This window comes from Clostridium sp. AF28-12, assembly GCF_003435225.1.
In the GTDB taxonomy this organism is placed as follows: Bacteria; Bacillota; Clostridia; order Lachnospirales; family Lachnospiraceae; genus Pilosibacter; species Pilosibacter fragilis.
Genome location: NZ_QWGJ01000026.1, coordinates 1 through 21598 on the forward strand (window position 1 = coordinate 1; position 21598 = coordinate 21598).

Genomic DNA, 21598 nt, shown 5'->3' on the forward strand with positions numbered 1-21598 from the left:
CATATCTTTGCGACCACTCTTGGAGTCAGCAGTCTGATCTATGCAGAAGCTTTTCCAAATGAGAAGCTCCCATGTTTTATAGAAGGCTGTGCCCATGCTGTTTCATTTTATGGTGCTGTTACGAAATACTTTGTGCCCGATAACCTGCGAACTGCTGTAACCAAGCACACAAAGGATGAACTTATCCTGCAGTCTACATTTGCAGATCTGGAAGATTTCTATGAAACTATAGTTCTTCCACCACCCGCTAGAAAGCCGAAAGGCAAGCCTACAGTTGAAAATCATGTACGTTATCTTGAAATACACCTGGTTGAGAAACTGAAAGAAAAGATATATGTATCATTTGAAGACCTGAATGCTGAAATCAAAAAAATAGTAGCAGTCCTCAATAAACGATCTTTTCAAGGCAAGGATTTCTCAAGACAGGATGCTTTCGAAAAGTATGACAAACCATGTATGAAACCACTGCCAGGCGGATGTTACACGGCTTGCGACTATAAAGCGGTCCTAAAAGTTCCCAACAACTACCACATCGAGTATGACGGCCACTACTACTCCGTATTGTACTCTTACTGTGGCAAGCCTGCAATCCTGAAGGCAACAGCTTCAGAGATCAGAATCTGTGATCAGTATAATCGGCTGATCTGTACACATAAGCGGTCTTATAGAGAGTTTCCGCTGTATATCACGGTAGATGAACATATGCCGCCAGAACACCTTTATTACAAAGAAGTCAATTCAAAGGATGGTAATTATTACCGCCGCTGGGCTTCTGCCATTGGTCCTGCGATGTCAGAACTGATTGACAGACTCCTTAAATCATCAAAACATGAAGAGCAGTCCTATAGTGCCTGTGTAGGTATCCTGCATAAAGTAAAAACAATCCCGAAAGGTGCTGCTGAAGAAGTTGCCCGTAAATGTATAGAGATCAATTCCTGTAAGTATTTTACCTTCAAGCAGATGCTGAAAAAGATGGATGTGAAGGAACTCCCCGAGCATTCACCAGGAACACTGCCCAATCATGAAAATATCAGAGGAAAGGACTACTATAAGTAAGGGTGACGTACTATGGCATACAGATTAAAAGACTATCTTTATAACGATAAACTCACAAAGGAACAGAACATACTCATGGATCGGCTGTATAAACTTCGCATGTCCGGTATGGCTGAAGCATTTGAAAAGCAGCTGCTGGAACCAAACACAGGTCTCGAACCATTTGAAGTCCGCTTTGCTGCTATTGTAAATCAGGAGTGGGATCAGCGTGAGAGTAAAAAGTTTAAACGCCTCATGAAGAAAGCGACCCTGAAATATCCTGCAGCTGATCTTGACAGTTCAATCTATGATCCAGAACGTCAGCTGAATACACACGTCATAGAACTTCTGGCCAAGTGTGATTGGATCGATGAGCCGAATAACCTGCTGATGACCGGAGGGGCCGGTGCTGGGAAAACGCACATCGCCTGCGCTTTATGTATCACAGCAATGCATCAGAACCGTACTGTTAAATACATACGTGCGAACACACTCTTAAAGGAATCAGATCATGCCAGGCAGGAAGGTACTTACTTTGAGTATTCGAATGAAATGGCAGCTTATGATCTCATGGTGATAGATGATTTCGGCTTAATGGATCTGGACATCGAGAAATGCCGCGATTTATTTGAAATCATCGAGTCCAGAGACTGCCGCAAGGCAACTATTATTATCTCACAGATTCCAGTATCCGGATGGTATCAGCTTTTTGGGGATTCCACCTACGCAGATGCCTGCTTAAGTCGAATGACATCTAAGGCATATCGCCTTGAATTTCCTGGCAGGGATCGCAGAATAACCAATAGTAATTAATCGACCTGCTGAGTTTTGCTCAGTTTGAAGCGGAATGGCGCTCCGTTCCTCTGGAACGGATGCGCAGTTCTTGCGGAATATGCAGTTCAGAGGATGAAAGTGAAAAAATATTACTGAAAAAACTTAAAGATGAGGGAATTGATCAAAAGGATGTAAAAAAGGCCGTAAGTGACAGATCTGATGAGGCAAGAGCCATTGCAGAGGATGAGGACAAGGCACAAGAACTGATTGATAAAGTTGAGAAACTTTGCCGTAAACTACAGAATCTTCCAGAACCGCTTTCTACAGTATTTGCGGATATTCCTGTTTTGTGCAATTTAATTCTTGATTATTCAAGGGGGAATTATAGAGAGATTCCGCTGGCAACCGTGATTGTAATTATAGCAGGTTTGCTTTATTTGGTTAGTCCTATAGACTTAATGCCAGATGCTATTCCTGTTGTTGGTTTACTTGATGATGGATTAGTTTTACTTTATGTTCTTAGAACAGCACACAATGATCTCATGAGTTACGAGGAGTGGAGGGAAGAAAAAGAGTCTTTTTCAACCGAAGAATAAAAGTAAAATGGAAGAAGAAATAAAAGAAAAGGAAAATAAAAAAGAAAGAAAATCCGTAGAAATGGGAACTACAGCGGCGACAGCGCGCAGCGCATATGAAGCCAAAGTAGGGGGGCAGGCATTAAAACGAGCCGGTGGCAACAAAAACCTAAAAGGTCATGTATTTGAACAAATGCGTTGCGACCAATATAATTATAATCCTGTAAATATTGCTAAAGGGCAAAAAAAAATTCTCGCGAAGTCAACGACTGCAGTACGCGATGATCTCTTAACACTTAACAAAAATGGCAAAGTGATTGGCAGAGAGCAGCTTAAAAATGTAACCAGCAAAAGCGGCATGAATAAGATAGTAAATAGAGTCAGTAAGGGGCAGTATAAAGGTACGCAGTTAGTGGGAACAAGTGAAACCTGTCAACAATATGGAAAATCAACTGTGAAGAAGTTTGTACATGGAAAGAAAATCACACAAAAGATGACGAACTCCGGAATAACATCAGGAGAAACAGAAGTAATAGCCACGAAAGCGTTGGCAACAAAAGGCGTGGAAGGCGGAGCAAAAGCAGTTGTAAAAAATGCCAAAGTTTTAGCTGAGCAAGCAGGACAGACTGCCAAAATGGGAGGTGCAATATCCGCAGGAGTGGAGGTTGCAAAAAATATTAAACCTGTCATGAAAAAAGAGAAAACTTTAGGAAAAGCAGGCCTGGATGTTGCCAAAGAAGGAATAAGAGGAGCAGGTACTGCAGCGGTTGCAAAGTTTACCAGTGATGTAGTAACTATTGTAACTGCACCAGTTTTAGGACCAGGCTCTGTTGGAGTCGGGATGGCGGCAGGTGCAGCTACTGCGTATGCGGTAGATAAAACTTCAAGAAAGGCAGAAAACAAAATAAAGGATTTATGCCAAGAGACAGGAACTGCAGAAAATAAAGTGAACATACGACCTGCACATAGGATGGCGTGATAGTTTCCTAAAGAATATCTTCTCTAAAATATATTTTCTGACAGGTTTGGAGAAGATATTTTTGCTTAAGAAGACTTAAGACTAAGAGATAGACTAAGATAACTAAGAGGTGTGGATATATGCCTCACAAAAGAGAACATACGTTCGAAAAATATTTACAATTGATAATCGATAGGGTATAATAATTTTAACAGGAGGAACGATATAGAGTACAAAAGAAATCGAGGGGATATGGTTCAAAGGGATTGTTAGATGTTAAAAATTATGATACTCTGATATTAAGAAATGAAAAGAAGTGATTGTATGGCAATGGCGAATGCGCAGAAAGCGGTTGAACTGTCTAATAAAGAAAGATTGGAATTTTATCGTCTGATTGGCGAAGGATTTAAAGATATACAGGCTGGCAGAACAAGTACAATCAGCGAAGTGAGGGAAAAATTAGAAAAAGCAAGGGAAAAACGTGGCTAAAATAATATTCGCGGGATCAGCAGAGCATGATCTGCTGGACATCGAGTATTATATTTTTACAAATCTTAAAAATCCCCAAGCGGTCCGTAGAATCTCCGATGGTATTTTAGATACAACAGGAAAATTTTTAAACTTAGAAAAGAAAACCGGAATGTGAAGCTATTATGAAATGGTGCTATGTTCCGGTTTTAATGTTAAGTGGTTTGGCTATGGGAGGAAGAAGAAAAATGGTATCTAAATATGAAAGAAGAAGGAAAAAACCAATAAAATCAAAATAGGAAGTGAACGTATGGATATAAAAAGGCATGTTTACCAGACATTACTCAAATGGAAAAATGACAATTGTCATACGACACTGGAGGTTAATGGTGCGAGGCAGGTAGGAAAGACGTATATCATTAACAAATTTGCAGATGAAAATTTTAGTCATAAAGTGTATATAAACTTATTTGAACTGAGCGGAGAACAGTTCCTTTCCTGTTATCAAAAGGCATGCGATTGGCAGCCGGGAGAGGGACCGCGCCCTCAAGCTCCGCTACATAATGCATTTCGTCTGTTTGATGAAAATTTTTCAGACACAGAGGACACCGTTATTATCATAGATGAAATTCAAGAGTCAGCAGAAATTTATAACCGAATTCGTGAATTCACACGACAGTTTCGATGCCGCTTTATTGTTACAGGCAGCTATCTTGGAAGAATCTATGAACCGGAATTTCGGTATTCAAGTGGGGATGTTACAAGTATTCAAATCTATACCTTATCATATGAAGAATTTCTGGAAGCAGCAGATACGGATCTATTTGAAAAATATAAGCTGCTTGGAAAAAAACTGGATTCAGTGACAGGGGCAGAATTAAAATCATGGTATGATATATATTGTCAAATTGGTGGTTATCCATCTGTTGTTCGTGAATACTTAAATTCAAAAAGTATAGAGCGAGCACGGAGTGAATTGATTAGAATCATTGATACCTTTATGAATGAATCAATTCGTTATTTTACAGATGTTCTTGACACTCAGGTATTTACGGATATTTTTCTTTCAATTTGCAGGATACTTGGCAGAGAAAAAAAGGGACTTGAAGAAGATAGTATCAGTGAAGAACTTCAAAAATTGGTAACAAGAGACTATTCCAGCAATATTAGCAAGGCAGTCTGCAACCGGGCAATTAGTTGGTTACGTTTTTGCGGCGTAATTGGATTTTGTGGGAAAATTATAGAAATGGACATTCTAAATTTTAAACCAGGATGCAGATGTTATTTTATGGATCTGGGATTAGCAAGTTATTATATGGCGCGAGTTGGGGCTGCACAAACAGAAATTGCAGGCATGCTGAGTGAAAACTTTGTATATATTAATTTGAAGAAGCGGCAGGATTTTCCAGAAGAAATTGCCTTTGAAATGCCAGCATTTGCGACTTTTAAGGGTGGAGAAGTAGATTTTGTGGTACAAGGTCTGAAGTCCTCCCGGAGATATGCAATAGAAGTGAAAACTGGAAAACACATTGGAAATACGGCAAAAAAAGTATTGGAATCGGGAAAAGCTGATTGTTTATTGTATTTGAAAGGTGATACGTTAGGGGGGCAGGAAGGAAAAATAGAGACCGTACCCATTTATCTTCTGGAAAAATTGAATTTTTAACTTGAAATCTTAGAAAGGCAGTGATATACTTTCAAACGTTGCTAAGCCCGCAAAAACCAAGGTCTTAAAGGGCTTTCGCCGATTCCCGGCGTAAGGTCATATACTTGCAGTATATGCCTTCCGCGGCATTCGTCAGATGTACATGCGAGCATGTCCGGCTGACTCATTGCTGCGTGAAAATGAATCGAGTGTTCGTGACCTTCCACTCGTAAAACAAAACTTACATCGGATAAAAAATGTAACAGTTTAAGGGCGTTTATATAGGGTTGTGCTTGAAGAATTTTGAGGAATGCGGACTGAAAAAAGTTTAGCAGTGCTCATAGGTATTTACGTGTAACTGTGTAAAAAATGTGTAGTAAATTATATACGGTATAATATGAAAAGAGATCGGACATTAGGTTGTCTGATCTCTTTTTTGGTATCCGATAGAGCATACAGCGTGAAAAGTTAGGCATTATAAGTGATCAGCGACAAGAGCCAGAGCCTGAATCGTACGCAAGTACTTTTCGTATTGGATGGTTCCGGATTTTTTTGCTTCTTGGAGAGTGTTTAAAATGACTTCGTCGATAGCGGGGAGTTCTTCACTGAGTAAATAATCGGCACTAATAGAGAAGGCTTTGCAAATTGATACGAAGGTCTCAAGGGACATGATTTTGATGCCACGTTCAATGTTGCTATAGAAGGAGGGGGATATTCCACATCGTTCAGCGGCAGCTTCCTGAGACAGACCTAATTCCTTGCGACGAAGCTGTATACGCTTTCCAAGCTCATAATAATCGATGTCTTTCAAGTGATGACCTCCTTTGACGTATATAAATAATATTCTACCGAGAGTCGAGAGAAATAATAATATTCTATAAGAATTATAATTGTCCATTGGAATATATGATGATATACTAAAGATAGTAATTATTTACGAGATATGCCGGAGGGAGGAAATAGGTATGAAGAAAATATGCATGATGTTAGGGCTGTGTTTGACACTAACTGGATGTAATGCGGCGACAAGTGCATCAAGGGAAGTAGCAGATCAAGTTGCAAATGTGGTACAAGCAGAAGAAGAACACGTTCTTATGGTAAAAAACGGATACCCACAGTCATATCCTAATTGTCCGTATGGAAAAGTGTTTGATGAATTTTTTGCGTCTCCTACCTGGACTTATTTTAAAGGAGATGGTGGAGAAGATGTAGTCGAATTTACTGGATACTGTACCTATCGAGACGCGGAAGTTAAGGCAAGATTGCAATTTGTATTAAATGTGGAGGAGGGAACTTTTGAATCTGGTGCATTATCATTTAATGATGTTCCACAAGTAGAGTTAATTACAGTTTCGATGATAGAAAAAGCTTTTCAAACGTATATGGAAAAACATCAAATCACAGATGATCAATCAAACTTGGAGAATGATTTAGAGCAGGTATTTGATAATGAAACTACTACAGAAACTTTATCTGCCGAGACAACTGAAGAAATGTCAGAGACGCATTCAGATGATAATCCTTATGCGGATTCTATCCTTTTATGGAAGAGTTACTTTGAGCCATTGACAAACGAAGACTGTATCGGATTGTCTAAAGATCAACTTCGCTTGGCGAGAAATGAAATATATGCAGCGTATGGTAGAAAATTTCAGACAGAAGATTTAAATGAATATTTTCAAAGTAAGGAATGGTATTATGGAACAATATCGGCTGATCAGTTTGATGAAAGTGTTTTGACTGATGTACAGAAGAAAAACTTAGATTTGATTAAAGCAGTAGAAAATGGAAATCCTGGGTATGCAGAAAGAGGATTAACAATCGATGATCCTCAGGCAATTCCTCAGACACCGGGAATATATAGCTATTATTTAAATCCAACGGATAAAGACAGCATAAGAATGGAATTGGATATAGATTCTTCAGGATACGTTTCTGTTTCATTTTATGAAGGAGATTTTCAACTGCAAAGAAGCATAGATCTGTTTAACATGAACGATCAGGAATATGTGGATGAGGACGGTGAAAATGGAATTTACTTTGATAACTATGGTGAATTAGCAACATACGTCAGCACAAGTAATGACACATATAATGGTATTTATACATTTTGTAAGTAAAATTTTAAATGGTAGGATTAAAGGATGCGTCAGTTGGTGCAAATGATTATGTTTATGAGAAAGTAACTAGTTATGATGAAGTGTTCAAAGTTGGTTATTAACGGAGAAATAAATTTACTATGAAAGATTATTATAAGATATTAGAAATTTCTGAAAATGCATCAGAAGAAGTTGTCCATATGGCGTACAAAGCTTTGGTGAAAAAATATCACCCGGACGAAAACAATCAAAGCGAAAATTCAAAAGATAAAATGGTAGAACTAAATGAGGCATACTTTGTCTTATCAGATCAGAAAAGAAGAGAGCAATATGATCGCTTGAGAAAGGAAGAAAATAGTTCAAGCGAAGTGCATACAGAAAAAGAGAATATGGAGCCAGTGACTCAAAAAGAAGCCCACCCCAATGTTGAGAATGGATATAAAAAAAGGTGGTATTACTCATATCCGGTAATTATTTTAACTTATTGCTCGGGAATATTATATCCGCTATCATTAATATTGACGATTTTGCGGTTTGCTCAAAGGAAAAAGCAGGATAAGGGATATCGGATCAGAACCAATATCATATTTGGAATACATGTGTTTTGTGCGCTGTCGATAGTATTCGCTCTGTGGACAAGCAAGCAGGAAGATAAGTGGAATAAAGAATTTAATCAGTATATATTGGATGGAAATTATACAGAAGCTGCTGAACTCCTTTCAAAGCACGATTCTAATATGAATGAAAGAACAGTGGAGAAATACCTTAATTTATATGAGAACGCTCAAATACCTGCAGATATCGCAGATATTGTTGCAAAATATTATAATGGATTAAGTGATAAGGCTACATTTAGCGAAAATGTAGAGGGATATTTGCAGGGAATATTATGGAAAATGCCGGGGGAGCAGCAAGAAAAAATCAATAAAATTTTGTCGGATGTTGAAAGTCAAAGGAAGGAAAAAGCAGAAAGTGTTGCAATGAGTAAAGCAGCGGAAAGTAGTTCGATGATGGAAACATCGGAGGTAATTACAGAGACAGAGCAAGCTTCAGAAAATACAGAAACAGCTGAAAGTAGTCCGATAGTGGAAACTTCGGAAGTAGCCACAGAAACGGAGCAATCTTCAGAGGATATAGAAACCACTGAAACCAATTCAATCATGGAATCCTCAGAAGCAAATCAGCCTTCAATAAGTGAAAAAAATCAGACACAAGCCACCGATATGACAGAGAAAGTAGATGATAGCGGAAATAGTCAGCTGGAATATACTATTCAAGCAATTAAAGATAGTACTACAAACTATTCGTACTATGAAAATCCATATTTATTAGCAAGTTTAAAGGAATATATCGATCTGATAAATCAATCATATGCTGGAGTAGGATCTGATCAAAGAGCAACGATTATATCAATGGAAGAAGCGTTACGTGAAGCAAAAATATCAAAATCATTGATAAAAAAAATAATGAATCTTGATGGAAGTGATTTTTACAATAATTCAGATTTTATTCTTATGGATCAGAAAGGTGAAAGTAATATATTAGGTTCCTTGTTAGGGGGAGACGCAGAAAAACCAGCGTACTATGAAGTTTCATCACAAGCAAAGTCTATGGATTCAGCACTCGCTTTTTACTACGTTGGAAAAATTAAGAATAATAGACCTAATGGAGATGGCGCGTTATTTGTATTTTCAACGGGTAGTGGTATGCAGTTGTTATATGCAGGTGAATTTAAAGATGGAAAAGCAAATGGAACCGGTGTTATGTTAAATTCAACGTGGTTTGGATATGATATTTCGGAGAGTGGAACCTATGAAAAGAACCTGTCAAATGGGAAAGGAATTCGCTATAAAGATGGTGACATTACTGGGGTGTACGGTGCCTATAATGATATGCTTGTAGAATATTCCGACGGAAGATTTGCTACATATTCGAAAGATAAGCAGGAAGAGATAATTAAGCGTATTGTGAAGAGAAATCCTGCTTGTAGAATGAAACTCTTAGAGGGACTTTACGAAGTGGACAATAGAAAAGTAAAGATAAATGTTCCGGTTGTAAAGCCGATTGAAGGTTTTGTTGGAAAGTTCAAAGAGGATGAATATCAAGAAGGAAAAGAGTATGATTACTTTGGAATATTAGTATATGATGGGGAATTTAAAAATGGAGAATACTCAGGGAGTGGTACATTATATTATGATGGATCATCTTCAATAAAGTATAAGGGAAAGTTCCGAAATGGCAATTATAACGGGAAGGGTGTTTTGTATAATAAAGATGGAAGCGTGAGAAAAAAAGCCGAATTTAAAAACGAAAAACCTGCCACAGAGCAGGAAGAGATGGCATACTCTTTAAGCTCATCTATAACAATTGCATTATATACAACTAAAACTGAAAAGGGAGTCGAATACTTCTTTGAACCAGAGGGAATGTGAGAAGGTGAAAAACAAAAATATCGAATTGGGTATTTGAATACATAACACGAAATTATAGAAAAGAGGAAAAACAATGGTAGTAGTAATTATCGTATTGATTCTTTCAATAATCATTACAAGTAAAATTTGTGGTATTCTATTTAGAAACACGATAGGTACTAGTATGGCATACATCACGCGTACGTTTATTGTGTGGATGATAGTTACAGGTATATTAGGCGCGATTTGTAATTCATTAGGATTGCTTTAATCTATCTCGAATATAACAGCCATATGGACTTTTCATATGGCTGTTATATTTTTTAATACCGATGTTCAATATATTCGAGCAATGCATCTCTAGGAATCTTCCAGCGGTTTCCAATTCGAAATCCTTCAATGTAATTATTGTGAAGCAAATCTAATAATGAGTTCTTTCCAATTTTTAAAACTTCACGACACTCATTAAAGGTCAAAATGTCTGGTGTATTATCTAACATGATATCATTTCTCCTTTGAAAAATTGGTTTATACCTGTTTGATACAGTTTATAAAAGTGTTTTGAAGTTTGACATCTATGGTACACGATGAAATTTCGATTATACATTATTTTTTTGAAATAAATTATGAAAAGGAGACGATGCACATGAAAACAGGAATGGAGATTTTGAGACTGGCAGGGAGACTTTCTGCAAAATTTATCATTTGGCTTGCAGGAAAATTAGAAAAGTAGGAAATACGAAAGGAGAATGTGACATGTTAGCAAATATAGAATCTATGTTTTATGTCAGAAAAACCCCGTGGCACGGTCTTGGAACCAGAGTTGAGTTTGCTTTAGACTCAAAGGAAGCTCTTGTGGCTGCTGGACTTGATTGGAAAGTCATTCAGAAATCCATCATGACCGATGACGGAAATTTAATTCCAGGCTTTAAAGCTAATATCCGAAATACAGATCATCAACTTCTGGGAGTGGTGACAGATCGTTACAAGGTCGTGCAGAACACGGACGCCTTCGCTTTTACAGATCAACTGTTAGGCGAGGGCGTTTCTTATGAAACTGCCGGATCGTTGCAGAACGGTCGCCGGACCTGGATACTTGCAAAGTTGCCGCAGAGATACATCATAAGCGGAGATGAGATAGAACCTTATCTCGTATTTATGAACTCCCACGATGGAACAGGAGCAATTAAAGCAGCGATGACACCGATCCGTGTTGTATGCCAGAACACGCTGAATCTTGCATTGAACACAGCCAAACGTGTATGGTCCACTAACCATACCGGAGACATGAAAGGAAAGATCATGGATGCCAGGGATTCTCTGCTCTATGCTGAAAAGTATATGGCGGAACTTGGAAAGACGATTGAGCGGATGAATCAGATCCGGTTATCTGATCGCCAGGTGCGGGAATATATCGACGCGCTGTTCCCTCTCTATGAGAAGCCAACACCACAGCAGACAAAAAATATTCTTCGCATGAAAGCGGATGTGATGGCACGGTATTATGATGCACCAGATCTGCAGGACGTCGGAAAGAACGGATATCGATTTATCAATGCGGTATCTGATTTTGCGACACATGCAAAACCTCTTCGAACGACAGCAAATTATAAGGAAAATTTATTTGCCCGAACGGTAGAGGGCAATGCCATGCTCGACCGGGCGTGTGAACTTTTAAAGAGAGCTTAATGGCAGCCTAGGGTTCTAAAATAAATGAAAATTTCTTATTGATATAGGGCAGGACGTAATTTATGCGATCCTTCCTTATATTTATTTAGCCAAAACGGAGGAAATCAAATGAGCGAGAAATACCAGAAAAGAGTCCTTGAGGACATGATGAAACGACCAATTCCCCGGAAATGGATCGGAATTGTAAAGCTGCAGATGGTAAGGGAAGGAAAAGTACTCTATGGAACAAGACGCTTCACATCTGCAGTGGATGCAGTCTCAATGGTGCGTCCGATATTTGCGCAGTCTGACCGGGAAATGATGGTGGTCATGAGCGTTAATACAAGACTAGAACCTCTGGCACTGGAAATTGTAGCGGTGGGAGGTGTAGATTCCTGTAATGTCGATATCAAAAATATTTTCAAACATGCATTGCTGAATAATGCATCATACATCATCTGTTTTTACAATCATCCGACAGGAGATCCTACGCCAAGCAAGGAAGATCGGCTGTTCACAAAGCGGCTGACATCTGCAGGACAAATTTTAAATCTTCCTGTCATAGACCATATCATTATGGGTGAAGAAACTTTTTACAGTTTTAAAGAGTATGGAGATCTGGAAGTATTTCCAGAAAATAATCCAGTTGCATAACACCAAAGATCACAAAAATTGAGGAGTAATACATATGGTAGAAACAAAATTGTCATTACAGAACGTAACAAGGGACGATTGGCTGCGTTTAAGAAAAAGCGGACTTGGCGGATCAGATGCCGGAGCTGTATGCGGGTTAAATCCTTATTCCAGTCCCCTGCAGGTCTTTTGTGATAAGACCACAGAAGAAGTACAGGACCATGATAATGAATCCATGCGGCAGGGCAGGGATCTGGAAGAATATGTCGCCAAGCGTTTCATGGAAGAAACAGGAAAGAAGGTACGGCGCTCAAATTTTATGTACCGTTCCGAGGAACATCCCTTCATGATTGCAGATGTGGATCGGTTAATTGTTGGCGAAGATGCCGGATTGGAATGCAAAACTGCCAATGCCTACAATGCAGACAAATGGAAAGATGGCAAAATCCCCGCTCACTACATTATCCAGTGCTGCCACTATATGGCTGTAACCGGAAAAAAGAGTTGGTACATTGCTGTCGTTATTTTAGGGCAGGAATTTAAGTATGCCAAAATCAGCTGGGATGATGAGATAATCCGGGATTTGATTACGGTGGAGGAGAACTTCTGGAAGAATCATATTCTTACGGGGATTGCTCCAAAACCGAATGGATCAGACGGAGATACTGCGCTTATTTCAAAACGATTTCCAACCTCCGCTACGGAAGAAGCTCTTCCGCTTGATTCTTTCGAATCCAGATTATACCGCAGAGCAGAGATCTTGGAACAGATGAAAACTCTCACGTTGGAACAGGAAAGGATTGATCAGGAGATCAAACTCTATATGGGCGATCACGCGGCTGCAAAAAGTGAGAATTTCCGGGTACGCTGGCAATCTGTAAACAGTGAACGTCTGGACAGCAAAGCTCTTAAAAATGCCGAACCAGAAATTTACCGGAAATATACAAAAAGCATATCGTCCCGGCGTTTTGTCGTGAGTCCAGCTACATAAGGGAAGGAGAATCTATATGGGATGTAAAGAAATCCGTCTGCTCCATGCAGATGAAATTGAATGCAGAATCGCAAGTGCATCAGAATACGGGGTATCCCTCGTATTATACAAAGATGCAAGGGTCGATCAGAAAATCCTTGATGAAACATTTACTCCGTTTGGCTGGAAACGCAGCCATCAGATGATCGAAGGAAATCTTTACTGCACCGTTGAGATATGGGATCAGGAAAAAGACCAATGGATCGGAAAGCAGGATGTCGGGACGGAAAGCTATACAGAAAAAGAAAAGGGGCAGGCTTCTGACAGCTTCAAGAGAGCATGTGTGAATTGGGGAATTGGAAGGGAGCTTTACTCTGCTCCGTTTATCTGGATACCGAGAGAACTGGTCGCACTTCAGAAGATTAAAGAGAAATGGATAACGAAAGATCGGTTTCAGGTTCTTTCCATCGGTTATAACGAAAAGCGAGAAATCACAGACCTTCAGATTCAAAATCAGCAGGGAAAACTTGTCTACTCCTACTGTACCGGAAAGAAAGCAGAAGTGAAACCTGCCAGATCCAGAAATTCAAACGATGCTTCAACCGATGTGAAGCATCAACTAGCAGCAAAAGCCTTGCAGGAGCGCATGGATGAATTACAAAGAGAGCTGGACCGTACCGGAGTATCCTGGCAAACGGTATTAAAGCGTTACGGTTTGTACACCATCGATCAGATGACAGAAGAACAGTACCGGGATGCCATGGCAGGACTTAGAAAATCAAGATCGGTGGCTTAGAAAGGAGATTTATATGATACCAAGCGATGGAGTTTCTACATTATTTAAAGAAGCTGCGTTAAAACGAATCGAGCAGATTCTTCTTGCAGAATGGCGGGAGAAAAAGGATTTTTATCAAAGGGAAGGTCAAAAAAGAGAAAAACTGATCGAAAAAATGGATGATGCGGAGAAACAGATATTCGAAGAATATGTAAGAGTGGTTCTGGAAAACAACGCAGAAAAAGAAATGGCAATTTACGCAACTGGATTTATGGATGGAATATACACAGCCAGAAAAGTCATGGATCAGGAATATAAGTAAAACAGGAGGAAAAAATCGTGGAGATTAGAATTTCAAAAGAAGATTTCATGAAGATCATCAAACGTGTCGCAAAATCAATGCTTGGGAGTGTTTCTGCACTCAATGCTTCAACAATTATCTCAAATAATGAACTGATCTATCAAGGGACAAAAGCTTTAATTCGTGGAAATAGAGTCCATCGGGGTGTTTATCTGGATGAGTTTTATAGTCTTCTCGACCATGAAACAGATCTTCGTGATAGCATCGGTAAAATGATTCTGGTGGATGTCAATTCAGCGGAGATCTCACATTTTGATTCAGTTTTTGGAGATCTTACAAACTGGGAACAGGTACGTTCGAAGGTCTTCTGTAAACTCATCAACCGGACAGGGAACTTAAAGCACCTGCAGATGATACCGAATACCCGATATCTTGATCTGGCAGTTGTATACAGCCTGGAATTTCACATCAGAAATTACATATACCGAATTGAAATCACAAATCAGATGATGAACCAGATGAAAATTTCCTTGGAAACACTTCACAAACAGGCACTTACCAATATGAAAGCAAAATTTCCTTACAAGGTTGAGACATTGGAAAATCTTATGCTGAATTTGACAGGCTTTGACCAGGAACATATTCCAGGCGGCAATTATATAAACCTGCCTGTATATGCCATGCAGAACCGTTTGGAAACAGACGGGGCATCCGTCCTTCTTGATTCAGAACCGTTTAAGAACCTGTCAGACCAGCTGGGTACCAATCTGATTGTGTTTCCATCATCAATTTACGAAGTGATGGCTCTGCCAGAGACACCGGATATGTCCTATGAAGACTTAAAATTACTTTTGATGAGAATCAATCTTGGTTATTTAACAGCATCGGAGCAGTTATCTCCTCACATTTATCGCTATGATCGGACTGAAAACGCATTAGAAATCGTAGATTAAAAGAATTGCCAGGGTGGAACTACTTACCGCCCTGGCAGTCTTCTTTTATAAAAAACCACTAAATCAATCATAAAATACACGGAGGAATAAGCATGAAAACATTAAGAGAATTTGCAGAAATGATTTTAAATCAGGTTTCCGAAAACATGGGATACCGGGGAGAAATCGTAGAAATTCCTAACAATAACGTAGAAAATCGTGTCGGACTTGCACTTTCAGAGCCAGGAAATAAGTTGTCGCCCATCGTTATGATAAGTGATCTTTATGAAGAATATAAAACAGAGGGCAATGAAAATATGCTTGGACCCTGGTGCCTCAAAGTGAAAATGAGATTCTTGCAGCAATTAGAAATGCAGGAGGATTTTCCTGATATCACAAAAATGCTGCAGCAAGGATATCCAGAATTAAAAAACCATATTCAAATGAAATTGATCAATGCTGCCGCCAATGAGCAGCATTTAAAAGATATTCCCTGGGTTCCATTTCTGGATCTGGCAATCACCTTCCGTCTGGCACTCGAATCCAATCAGGATATCTGCGTATTCACAGAAATAACCAACTCATTGCTGAAAATCTGGAATGCAACGTCGGATGAACTGTATCAAGCTGCTCTTACCAATCTGCAGGCGAATAATGATTACGTGTTCTGTGATCTTTTCGACTATTTATTTAAAGATATGCCTGAATTTTCAGGGATTTCCGACTCTGTTCCCACTGTAAAGTTATATATTTTGACAAATAATCAAGCTCAGTTTGGGGCTTATGAACTTCTGCGACCGAATATTCTCAAAGAAATTGCTGATAAATCAAACAGCGATCTGATCATTTTTCCCTGTTCTGTACACGAACTTCTGGTGCATCCATATGATGGAACAATTTCTATTGATTATATGCGCGAAACAGTTCATCATGTAAATCACACTGAACTATTAAAAGAGGATGTTCTTTCTAATCAGGTGTATCTGTATCAGAGAAAAGAGGATCGTTTAATCATAGCCTAGCTGATCTGGAAAAGAAAATCTGGTGGAAGCTTGTTTGCCTCTACCAGATTTTCGCGTATCCAGTATATAAAAATATTGCTTACCGGTTTTCAAGTGGATATAATAGATGTAGGTAGAGAGGAGGAAATAAGATGGCAACAGAAATGCAGAATTTGATAACAGAATATGTAACTGCGGTGAAGAAAATTTACGGGAACCACTTAAAACAAGTAATCTTATATGGTTCGTATGCCCGTGGCGATTATACAAAAGATTCTGACGTGGATATTATGCTGTTGGTGGATCTGGATGAAACAGAACTGGATACCTTCTCAGATGCTTTATCAGAGCTTGGATTCGAGTATAATGTAGAACATGATATCTGGATGATGCCGATTGTGAAAAATAAAAAGAGTTTCCTTCGATGGAGTGAAGCTTATCCATTCTATAAAAATGTAAAAACGGAGGGAATTTCCTTATATGAAGCAGCCTGATGAATTTGATATTGGGGATCGGTGGGATCTGGTTGCTCATCGCCTGCAGATTGCAGAAGAAGATCTTGAAACGGCTAAGATATTGATGGAATGCGGCAAATATCGCGGAGCAAATAATAGAGCATATTATTCTATTTATCATACAATTGATGCAGTTCTTTCGGTTCATGGGGTTGCATTCAAACGCCATAAGGATACGTTGGCATATTTTAATAAGAATTTTGTGGCGAAGGAAATTTTTCCAAGATCATTGGGGCGTCAGATTGTTCAATCAGAAGAAATTAGACATGCAAGTGACTATGATCCGTTCTATATTGCTTCGAAGATAGGGACTGAAAAGCAAATTGAAACAGCAGAGATAATGTTGGAACATGCAAGAAAGTATATTAATAATCAAAAAAGAGAATAGGATTAAAATCGGAAGCAGGGGACGATTGTCAACTGCTTCTATTGATTTGATGCAGCGATGTATTATGTTAATGTGCCAATGTGTCAGTGATATTTTAAGTCTATAGTTTATTTCTAAGCTGTAGTGGAGGCTTAATTTTTATTTGTAAAATTTAGTAGTTATGATTATAGGCATGCTTGACACATTGACACATAGTATTATTGGAGGGTTAAGATGAAAAAAAGAAAAGAGGAAAAAACTGGGGCGACAATGGTAGACAATAGTAGACAAACACATGTAATAAAACTACTGGGGTTAGAAGAAGAGGAAGAAAATAAATTCAGTAGTTTGGAGCGAAAAAGCAGGATGCAGAATCAGGTAAGATTTTATCGTGATTTTTATCGTGCACTGTGCGCACCAGAATGTAATTTGGAAGGGGACAAGATGTTCCTAAACTTGATACAGAATGATATAACACTTACAATGCTTTTTGCCAAAGGTATAGGACGAAAAGAATTGTATAAAGAGTTGAATGTTATTTTTGAACTACAAAGAGACGTTGGAGAAAGGATGTGCAAAATAAAATGGGAAGAGTTAGAAAATAATTCTGATAAAATAAGTAAGTCAGATGCGGATATTGAGTATGGACAGTATGAATGGGAAAATATTGTAGATGACGGAAACAATATAGAGGAATTTTTGGAAAAACAGGATGTAAAGTGGAAATACATGATGGATTGTTATAGCCAGATATTAGAAATCTTATTGGACTCAGAATTCCCATTAAAAGATGTGATCGATAGAATAAGGAAAGCATTTAAAATTGAAAAAACAAGTTATGAGAAAATTAAACGAAACAAACAAGCTTCATACATGTTTGATAGAGATAATATATATGTGAATCTTTATTTGTATGGACGTGGTCGTTTTATACAATATTTCTATGCTGATTTAATTCCAGATTTTTCGCTTTTTAAAGATATTGTAAACTATGACTATGGATTGCCAAAGGACAGCTACTCTCTTAAAGATGTGGCGAGAGTGTATACGAAAATGTTAGGAAAGACAGGAGAGGATGATTATAAGAAAATATATCAAAATATTGTGAAGCAATTTCAAAAATTGCACTATACAAGTAAATACAGAGAGGATAAAAAAGAAGACAAACCCGACGATATGTATACTGTATATAACGTAAAATGGGTAGAAAATACAATTCGAAATTATAATATAAAGTATGCAGAGTTGGGAGAGGCATTATCAGTATATATATTTTTTAAAAGAAAAAATTATCGGGAGGAAGATTATACAGAAGATGATTTAGAGAAAGTACTCAGTCTCTATGGAAAAATTTTAGATCTCATGGTAAAGTACGGAAAACGTTCAAAAATTGTCAATGAAATAAAAAAATTAGGAAATTATTATAGAGAAGAGTATCGTAAAATTTTTGATAGAGCAGACAGGGATTATCAAGAGTCAATGATTGAAAGATTAACAGAAGGGCTGTTGAACATTTATACTTATGGCATAGGAGGGACGCAAGGAGCTATATATGGATATTCTAAAAAAGAAATAAGGAAAATGGTTAGTTCAAAAAGAACGAAGAAAAAAGACAATTTAAAGCATATGGAAACTTTTGATTTCGGTGAGCTTGACCTGGCAGAGCTTTTAAGAAATATTAAAAACGACAGTAAAGCAGAAGATAAAGATTGAATATAAAAATAGAAACTGATTGTACAGATTTTTGAGCAGTTTGTTTATGAGAAATAAGGTAAGTCCATGTTATACATAAAAACCAAGTATAACATGGACTTACCTTATTTGTAGGAATGAATGCAGAGGCGGGGAAGATTAAGAGTACAGTGACGATGGTAGTGGAATATTCTCAAAAAAATGTTGACCCCTAAAAGGGAAATGATATCTGCTATAGTTTAAGCATAGATCGGAGCGAGCAACAAACATTCCAATGCTGATCTTGCGAGTGGTTTGGTGTAAGCAAAGAGCTAAATATAATAAATGATAGCATGATCAGCAGCTATCAGAGGAGGAAATATGACTACAGAGGAAAAAGCAACTTACTTTGAAGAGACAGTGAGGAAATCTATAAATCCGAAAAAACAGGCAGATTACATTTCTATTAACGAAAAAGGGACCGCAGCCAAGTTGGGTGATAATGAGATCGAGCGAATTATAAACGCAGCGATAGTTGTGGAGTATGAGGGTGCACGTTATGAGTGGCAGATTGAAGATGGTAAGCCGATTACTATTCCGACAGGTATGCGTATTTGCTTGAAAAACATGAAAAAAGCAGCATTAGAATTAGGTGACAACATCGAATACAAGCAGCATGTATTCTTTCCTAATAAGGAACAGGAGGAGACTTTTTCAATCTTTGGAATTGTTGAGAATGAAGAATTTGCAGTAGCGTTCAGTTACAACCCAAATAAGGAAGAAATCAAGTACGTTTGCGAGGATAAGATGATTAATGGTGCTTCTGATTTATACGCAATAGTGCGTGATGCTTGGATGGAGGGAATGAAAGATGGAAGGAAGGAAACCGTCAATACGCAGGGAGAAACCAACGATCAAGAATATATATGTTCCGAGATGCCGTGGTAAGAATCCTGTGGAAACAGATACGGGAGAGTGCAACATGCACTCTCTGGTATCTACGGAAGAGAAAACTAGGTTGCAGGAATGGGGACTTTCGAATTGGCCAGTATATGAGAAAAAGAGAGTGAAAGTCTCAGATTCGGAGGAAATTGGATCAATTAAGGCAGGAGAACTCGTGGAAGATATACGGAAGAAAAGGGGAGAGTTTGAAAAAAGAAATCCAGTGAAGCTGGGCGAAAAAGTTAATGTGAATAATACAGACCAGCAGAACTTAAGCAGCGAAAGATTTCAAAGTTCAATAAGGTGTGCTGGCAAAGCAGATGATAAGAAAAATCTGTTAGACAGAGAGCGTGAAATCATAGCCAAAGTGCACATTATTGTGTACGAGAACCGGGTGTACTTTTACAATGATCGCACTTATCAGATCATCCATACCCCAGAAGAACTGATGAGTATGGTCAGAGAACGGGTCAGGTATGATGCGTTCGGATGTACAACAACAGATCTGTTCAGACACTTGCTAAAGTTTATGCAATCAGATAAAACCAGAATACCGGAGAATTGTGAGGAACGCATTGCTGAAGGGCAGTATTATGTCGTTTTTCGAAATGGAGTACTGGATTTACGGACCCTTAAACTGCATAAGCATTCATCGGAGTATCTGACTTTCTACGAACTTCAAACCAATTGGACAGAAGATCGAGATGCACCAACATTCCGAAAGTTCCTGGAGACTTCAAGCGACGGAGACGGCGAAACAAAAGAAAGAATAATGGAAGCGATGGGATATATGCTTACCGCGCTAAATTACGGAAAATGCTTTTTCGTGATGGGAAATGCGCCAAACAGCGGGAAGAGTACGATAGGAAAACTGTTGATTAAACTATTGGGAGAAGATCTAACGATAACTAGATCGATAAATCAGTTAGGAGGAAGATTTGGACTTGCAGACATAGAAGGAAAAATTCTGAATCTCTGTATGGATCTTCCCAATGGCAAAATTCCCAGAGAAACGGTCTCTGAAATCAAGTGCATTACTGGTGGGGATAAAGTAACCATCGAAGGAAAATTTAGAGACTATACACAGATCCACAGTAATATGAAATTCCTTTTTGCGAGCAATTTTCCTGTAGTTGTAGCAAAAGAAGAGGATGATGATTCTTTTTGGGATCGCATGGTAATTGTTCCATTCTTATATAGTGTGACAAGAAAACAGGCAGATTTGAATCTAATATCTGAGCTCATTCGGGAGAAAGAACAAATTATTTCACTGTGCTTAAAAAGAGTATCAAAACTAATCCGAAATAACTTTATGTTTTCTCCTTGTTGTGTGGCTGACAGACTGAAGGAAAACTGGAGATATTGCATGTTTGACAGTAGCGGAACGGCTCAACAATTTATGGAAAGCTGTTTAGCGATAACTGGAAATGACAAAGATTACATATACACTTCGGAAGTGTATGAGGGCTATCGGAAATTTTGTGCCAACTATGGGTTTGACCCGTTGCCTCAGAATACATTGATCCAGTGGATTTGTGCGAATGAACAGAGCTGTGTAAAGAGACGATATCATGAAACAGGGAAAAATGCAATGTCTGCAATCAGAGGAGTTACGTGGAAAAATGAAGGAGGAAATTGTCATGTCTACTAAGAGGTTATTATCGATCCCAGAGTTTCAAGAATATGCAGGCGGAATTGGAAGAAATACTGCATTGCGTTTAGCACGGGATGCAGAGGTGAGAGTTAAGATAGGCTCTCGCCTGTTGATCAACATCGATAAGTTTGATTTGTGGGTGGAAGAAAATTCAAAGTAAGGAGCGCTGATTGTCAAGGTAGTTGTCAGTAAAAATTTATATTC

Annotated in this window: 23 protein-coding genes; 21 read left to right on the forward strand and 2 right to left on the reverse strand. The window is 38.4% G+C overall.

Annotated features, from left to right (window positions below; genetic code table 11):
• The 6 genes from DWY93_RS17240 to DWY93_RS15320 form a co-directional block, all read left to right on the forward strand.
• On the forward strand, positions 1–1056 hold a 1056-nt coding region (locus DWY93_RS17240), incomplete at its 5' end, for a transposase (protein WP_181968564.1).
• Positions 1057–1131: 75 nt separating this feature from the next.
• A complete protein-coding gene (locus DWY93_RS15300) occupies positions 1132–1848 on the forward strand; it encodes an ATP-binding protein (protein WP_347007126.1) in 717 nt (238 codons plus the stop codon).
• A 59-nt stretch (positions 1849–1907) separates the two neighbouring features.
• The gene (locus DWY93_RS15305; RefSeq protein WP_117472584.1) at positions 1908–2405 is read left to right on the forward strand and encodes a DUF1232 domain-containing protein; all 498 of its coding nucleotides are present in this window, start codon (positions 1908–1910) and stop codon (positions 2403–2405) included.
• 7 nt (positions 2406–2412) lie between these two features.
• The gene (locus tag DWY93_RS15310) at positions 2413–3363 is read left to right on the forward strand and encodes a hypothetical protein (RefSeq protein ID WP_117468942.1); all 951 of its coding nucleotides are present in this window, start codon (positions 2413–2415) and stop codon (positions 3361–3363) included.
• A 303-nt stretch (positions 3364–3666) separates the two neighbouring features.
• Positions 3667–3831, forward strand: a complete 165-nt coding sequence (locus tag DWY93_RS17245) for a hypothetical protein (RefSeq protein ID WP_181968565.1) — start codon at positions 3667–3669, stop codon at positions 3829–3831.
• A gap of 289 nt (positions 3832–4120) precedes the next feature.
• Positions 4121–5476: an AAA family ATPase gene (locus DWY93_RS15320; RefSeq protein WP_117468944.1), complete on the forward strand. Its 1356-nt coding sequence runs from the start codon at positions 4121–4123 to the stop codon at positions 5474–5476.
• 454 nt (positions 5477–5930) lie between these two features.
• Here the strand turns inward: DWY93_RS15320 and DWY93_RS15325 are convergent, their stop codons facing one another.
• Positions 5931–6266, reverse strand: coding sequence for a helix-turn-helix transcriptional regulator (locus tag DWY93_RS15325; protein ID WP_117468945.1), 336 nt, complete (start codon positions 6264–6266; stop codon positions 5931–5933).
• 154 nt (positions 6267–6420) lie between these two features.
• On the opposite strand from DWY93_RS15325, the gene DWY93_RS15330 reads away from it, so the two are divergent.
• Both DWY93_RS15330 and DWY93_RS15335 read left to right on the forward strand, forming a co-directional pair.
• Complete coding sequence (locus tag DWY93_RS15330) at positions 6421–7575, forward strand: YARHG domain-containing protein (RefSeq protein ID WP_117468946.1); 1155 nt, start codon at positions 6421–6423, stop codon at positions 7573–7575.
• 119 nt (positions 7576–7694) lie between these two features.
• Complete coding sequence (locus DWY93_RS15335; protein ID WP_117468947.1) at positions 7695–9986, forward strand: DnaJ domain-containing protein; 2292 nt, start codon at positions 7695–7697, stop codon at positions 9984–9986.
• A 302-nt stretch (positions 9987–10288) separates the two neighbouring features.
• Here the strand turns inward: DWY93_RS15335 and DWY93_RS15340 are convergent, their stop codons facing one another.
• A complete protein-coding gene (locus DWY93_RS15340; RefSeq protein ID WP_117468948.1) occupies positions 10289–10465 on the reverse strand; it encodes a helix-turn-helix domain-containing protein in 177 nt (58 codons plus the stop codon).
• A gap of 256 nt (positions 10466–10721) precedes the next feature.
• Between DWY93_RS15340 and DWY93_RS15345 the strand changes: the two genes are divergently transcribed.
• From DWY93_RS15345 to DWY93_RS15405, 13 genes are all read left to right on the forward strand, one after another.
• Positions 10722–11654 carry a DUF932 domain-containing protein gene (locus DWY93_RS15345; protein WP_117468949.1) on the forward strand — a complete coding sequence of 311 codons (933 nt, stop codon included), beginning with the start codon at positions 10722–10724 and terminating at the stop codon, positions 11652–11654.
• Between the two features lie 108 nt (positions 11655–11762).
• Positions 11763–12287 (forward strand): JAB domain-containing protein, encoded by a 525-nt coding sequence (locus DWY93_RS15350; RefSeq protein WP_242990691.1) that lies wholly within the window; start codon positions 11763–11765, stop codon positions 12285–12287.
• A 34-nt stretch (positions 12288–12321) separates the two neighbouring features.
• Positions 12322–13257: a lambda-exonuclease family protein gene (locus DWY93_RS15355; RefSeq protein WP_117468950.1), complete on the forward strand. Its 936-nt coding sequence runs from the start codon at positions 12322–12324 to the stop codon at positions 13255–13257.
• A 16-nt stretch (positions 13258–13273) separates the two neighbouring features.
• Positions 13274–14032 carry a hypothetical protein gene (locus DWY93_RS15360; protein WP_181968345.1) on the forward strand — a complete coding sequence of 253 codons (759 nt, stop codon included), beginning with the start codon at positions 13274–13276 and terminating at the stop codon, positions 14030–14032.
• On the forward strand, positions 13992–14333 hold the full coding sequence (locus DWY93_RS15365; protein ID WP_133304033.1) for a hypothetical protein: 342 nt from the start codon (positions 13992–13994) through the stop codon (positions 14331–14333). Before DWY93_RS15360 ends, DWY93_RS15365 begins: the two co-directional genes overlap by 41 nt.
• Before the next feature lie 47 nt (positions 14334–14380).
• Entirely contained in the window at positions 14381–15265 is an 885-nt protein-coding gene (locus DWY93_RS15370; protein ID WP_147324220.1) for a DUF5688 family protein, read from the forward strand.
• 92 nt (positions 15266–15357) lie between these two features.
• The gene (locus DWY93_RS15375; protein WP_117468953.1) at positions 15358–16266 is read left to right on the forward strand and encodes a DUF5688 family protein; all 909 of its coding nucleotides are present in this window, start codon (positions 15358–15360) and stop codon (positions 16264–16266) included.
• A gap of 131 nt (positions 16267–16397) precedes the next feature.
• A complete protein-coding gene (locus tag DWY93_RS15380) occupies positions 16398–16739 on the forward strand; it encodes a nucleotidyltransferase domain-containing protein (protein ID WP_117468954.1) in 342 nt (113 codons plus the stop codon).
• Positions 16726–17148: a HEPN domain-containing protein gene (locus DWY93_RS15385; RefSeq protein WP_117468955.1), complete on the forward strand. Its 423-nt coding sequence runs from the start codon at positions 16726–16728 to the stop codon at positions 17146–17148. Before DWY93_RS15380 ends, DWY93_RS15385 begins: the two co-directional genes overlap by 14 nt.
• Positions 17149–17361: 213 nt before the next feature.
• The gene (locus DWY93_RS15390; protein ID WP_117468956.1) at positions 17362–18840 is read left to right on the forward strand and encodes a hypothetical protein; all 1479 of its coding nucleotides are present in this window, start codon (positions 17362–17364) and stop codon (positions 18838–18840) included.
• A gap of 339 nt (positions 18841–19179) precedes the next feature.
• On the forward strand, positions 19180–19746 hold the full coding sequence (locus tag DWY93_RS15395) for a hypothetical protein (protein WP_117468957.1): 567 nt from the start codon (positions 19180–19182) through the stop codon (positions 19744–19746).
• Complete coding sequence (locus DWY93_RS15400) at positions 19670–21391, forward strand: phage/plasmid primase, P4 family (protein ID WP_117468958.1); 1722 nt, start codon at positions 19670–19672, stop codon at positions 21389–21391. Before DWY93_RS15395 ends, DWY93_RS15400 begins: the two co-directional genes overlap by 77 nt.
• The gene (locus DWY93_RS15405; protein WP_117468959.1) at positions 21381–21554 is read left to right on the forward strand and encodes a DUF6462 family protein; all 174 of its coding nucleotides are present in this window, start codon (positions 21381–21383) and stop codon (positions 21552–21554) included. The genes DWY93_RS15400 and DWY93_RS15405 overlap by 11 nt, the downstream gene beginning before the upstream one ends.
• The last annotated feature ends 44 nt before the right edge of the window (positions 21555–21598 follow it).

Coding starts and splice junctions, on each gene's coding strand:
- DWY93_RS15380 (WP_117468954.1), top strand. CDS start 16,398: ATGGCAACAGAAATGCAGAATTTGATAACAGAATATGTAACTGCGGTG.
- DWY93_RS15370 (WP_147324220.1), top strand. CDS start 14,381: ATGAAGATCATCAAACGTGTCGCAAAATCAATGCTTGGGAGTGTTTCT.
- DWY93_RS15345 (WP_117468949.1), top strand. CDS start 10,722: ATGTTAGCAAATATAGAATCTATGTTTTATGTCAGAAAAACCCCGTGG.
- DWY93_RS15385 (WP_117468955.1), top strand. CDS start 16,726: ATGAAGCAGCCTGATGAATTTGATATTGGGGATCGGTGGGATCTGGTT.
- DWY93_RS15310 (WP_117468942.1), top strand. CDS start 2,413: ATGGAAGAAGAAATAAAAGAAAAGGAAAATAAAAAAGAAAGAAAATCC.
- DWY93_RS15365 (WP_133304033.1), top strand. CDS start 13,992: ATGCCATGGCAGGACTTAGAAAATCAAGATCGGTGGCTTAGAAAGGAG.
- DWY93_RS17245 (WP_181968565.1), top strand. CDS start 3,667: ATGGCAATGGCGAATGCGCAGAAAGCGGTTGAACTGTCTAATAAAGAA.
- DWY93_RS15340 (WP_117468948.1), bottom strand. CDS start 10,465: ATGTTAGATAATACACCAGACATTTTGACCTTTAATGAGTGTCGTGAA.
- DWY93_RS15375 (WP_117468953.1), top strand. CDS start 15,358: ATGAAAACATTAAGAGAATTTGCAGAAATGATTTTAAATCAGGTTTCC.
- DWY93_RS15305 (WP_117472584.1), top strand. CDS start 1,908: ATGCGCAGTTCTTGCGGAATATGCAGTTCAGAGGATGAAAGTGAAAAA.
- DWY93_RS15300 (WP_347007126.1), top strand. CDS start 1,132: ATGGATCGGCTGTATAAACTTCGCATGTCCGGTATGGCTGAAGCATTT.
- DWY93_RS15335 (WP_117468947.1), top strand. CDS start 7,695: ATGAAAGATTATTATAAGATATTAGAAATTTCTGAAAATGCATCAGAA.
- DWY93_RS15390 (WP_117468956.1), top strand. CDS start 17,362: ATGAAAAAAAGAAAAGAGGAAAAAACTGGGGCGACAATGGTAGACAAT.
- DWY93_RS15320 (WP_117468944.1), top strand. CDS start 4,121: ATGGATATAAAAAGGCATGTTTACCAGACATTACTCAAATGGAAAAAT.
- DWY93_RS15395 (WP_117468957.1), top strand. CDS start 19,180: ATGACTACAGAGGAAAAAGCAACTTACTTTGAAGAGACAGTGAGGAAA.
- DWY93_RS15360 (WP_181968345.1), top strand. CDS start 13,274: ATGGGATGTAAAGAAATCCGTCTGCTCCATGCAGATGAAATTGAATGC.
- DWY93_RS15400 (WP_117468958.1), top strand. CDS start 19,670: ATGGAAGGAAGGAAACCGTCAATACGCAGGGAGAAACCAACGATCAAG.
- DWY93_RS15405 (WP_117468959.1), top strand. CDS start 21,381: ATGTCTACTAAGAGGTTATTATCGATCCCAGAGTTTCAAGAATATGCA.
- DWY93_RS15350 (WP_242990691.1), top strand. CDS start 11,763: ATGAGCGAGAAATACCAGAAAAGAGTCCTTGAGGACATGATGAAACGA.
- DWY93_RS15355 (WP_117468950.1), top strand. CDS start 12,322: ATGGTAGAAACAAAATTGTCATTACAGAACGTAACAAGGGACGATTGG.
- DWY93_RS15330 (WP_117468946.1), top strand. CDS start 6,421: ATGAAGAAAATATGCATGATGTTAGGGCTGTGTTTGACACTAACTGGA.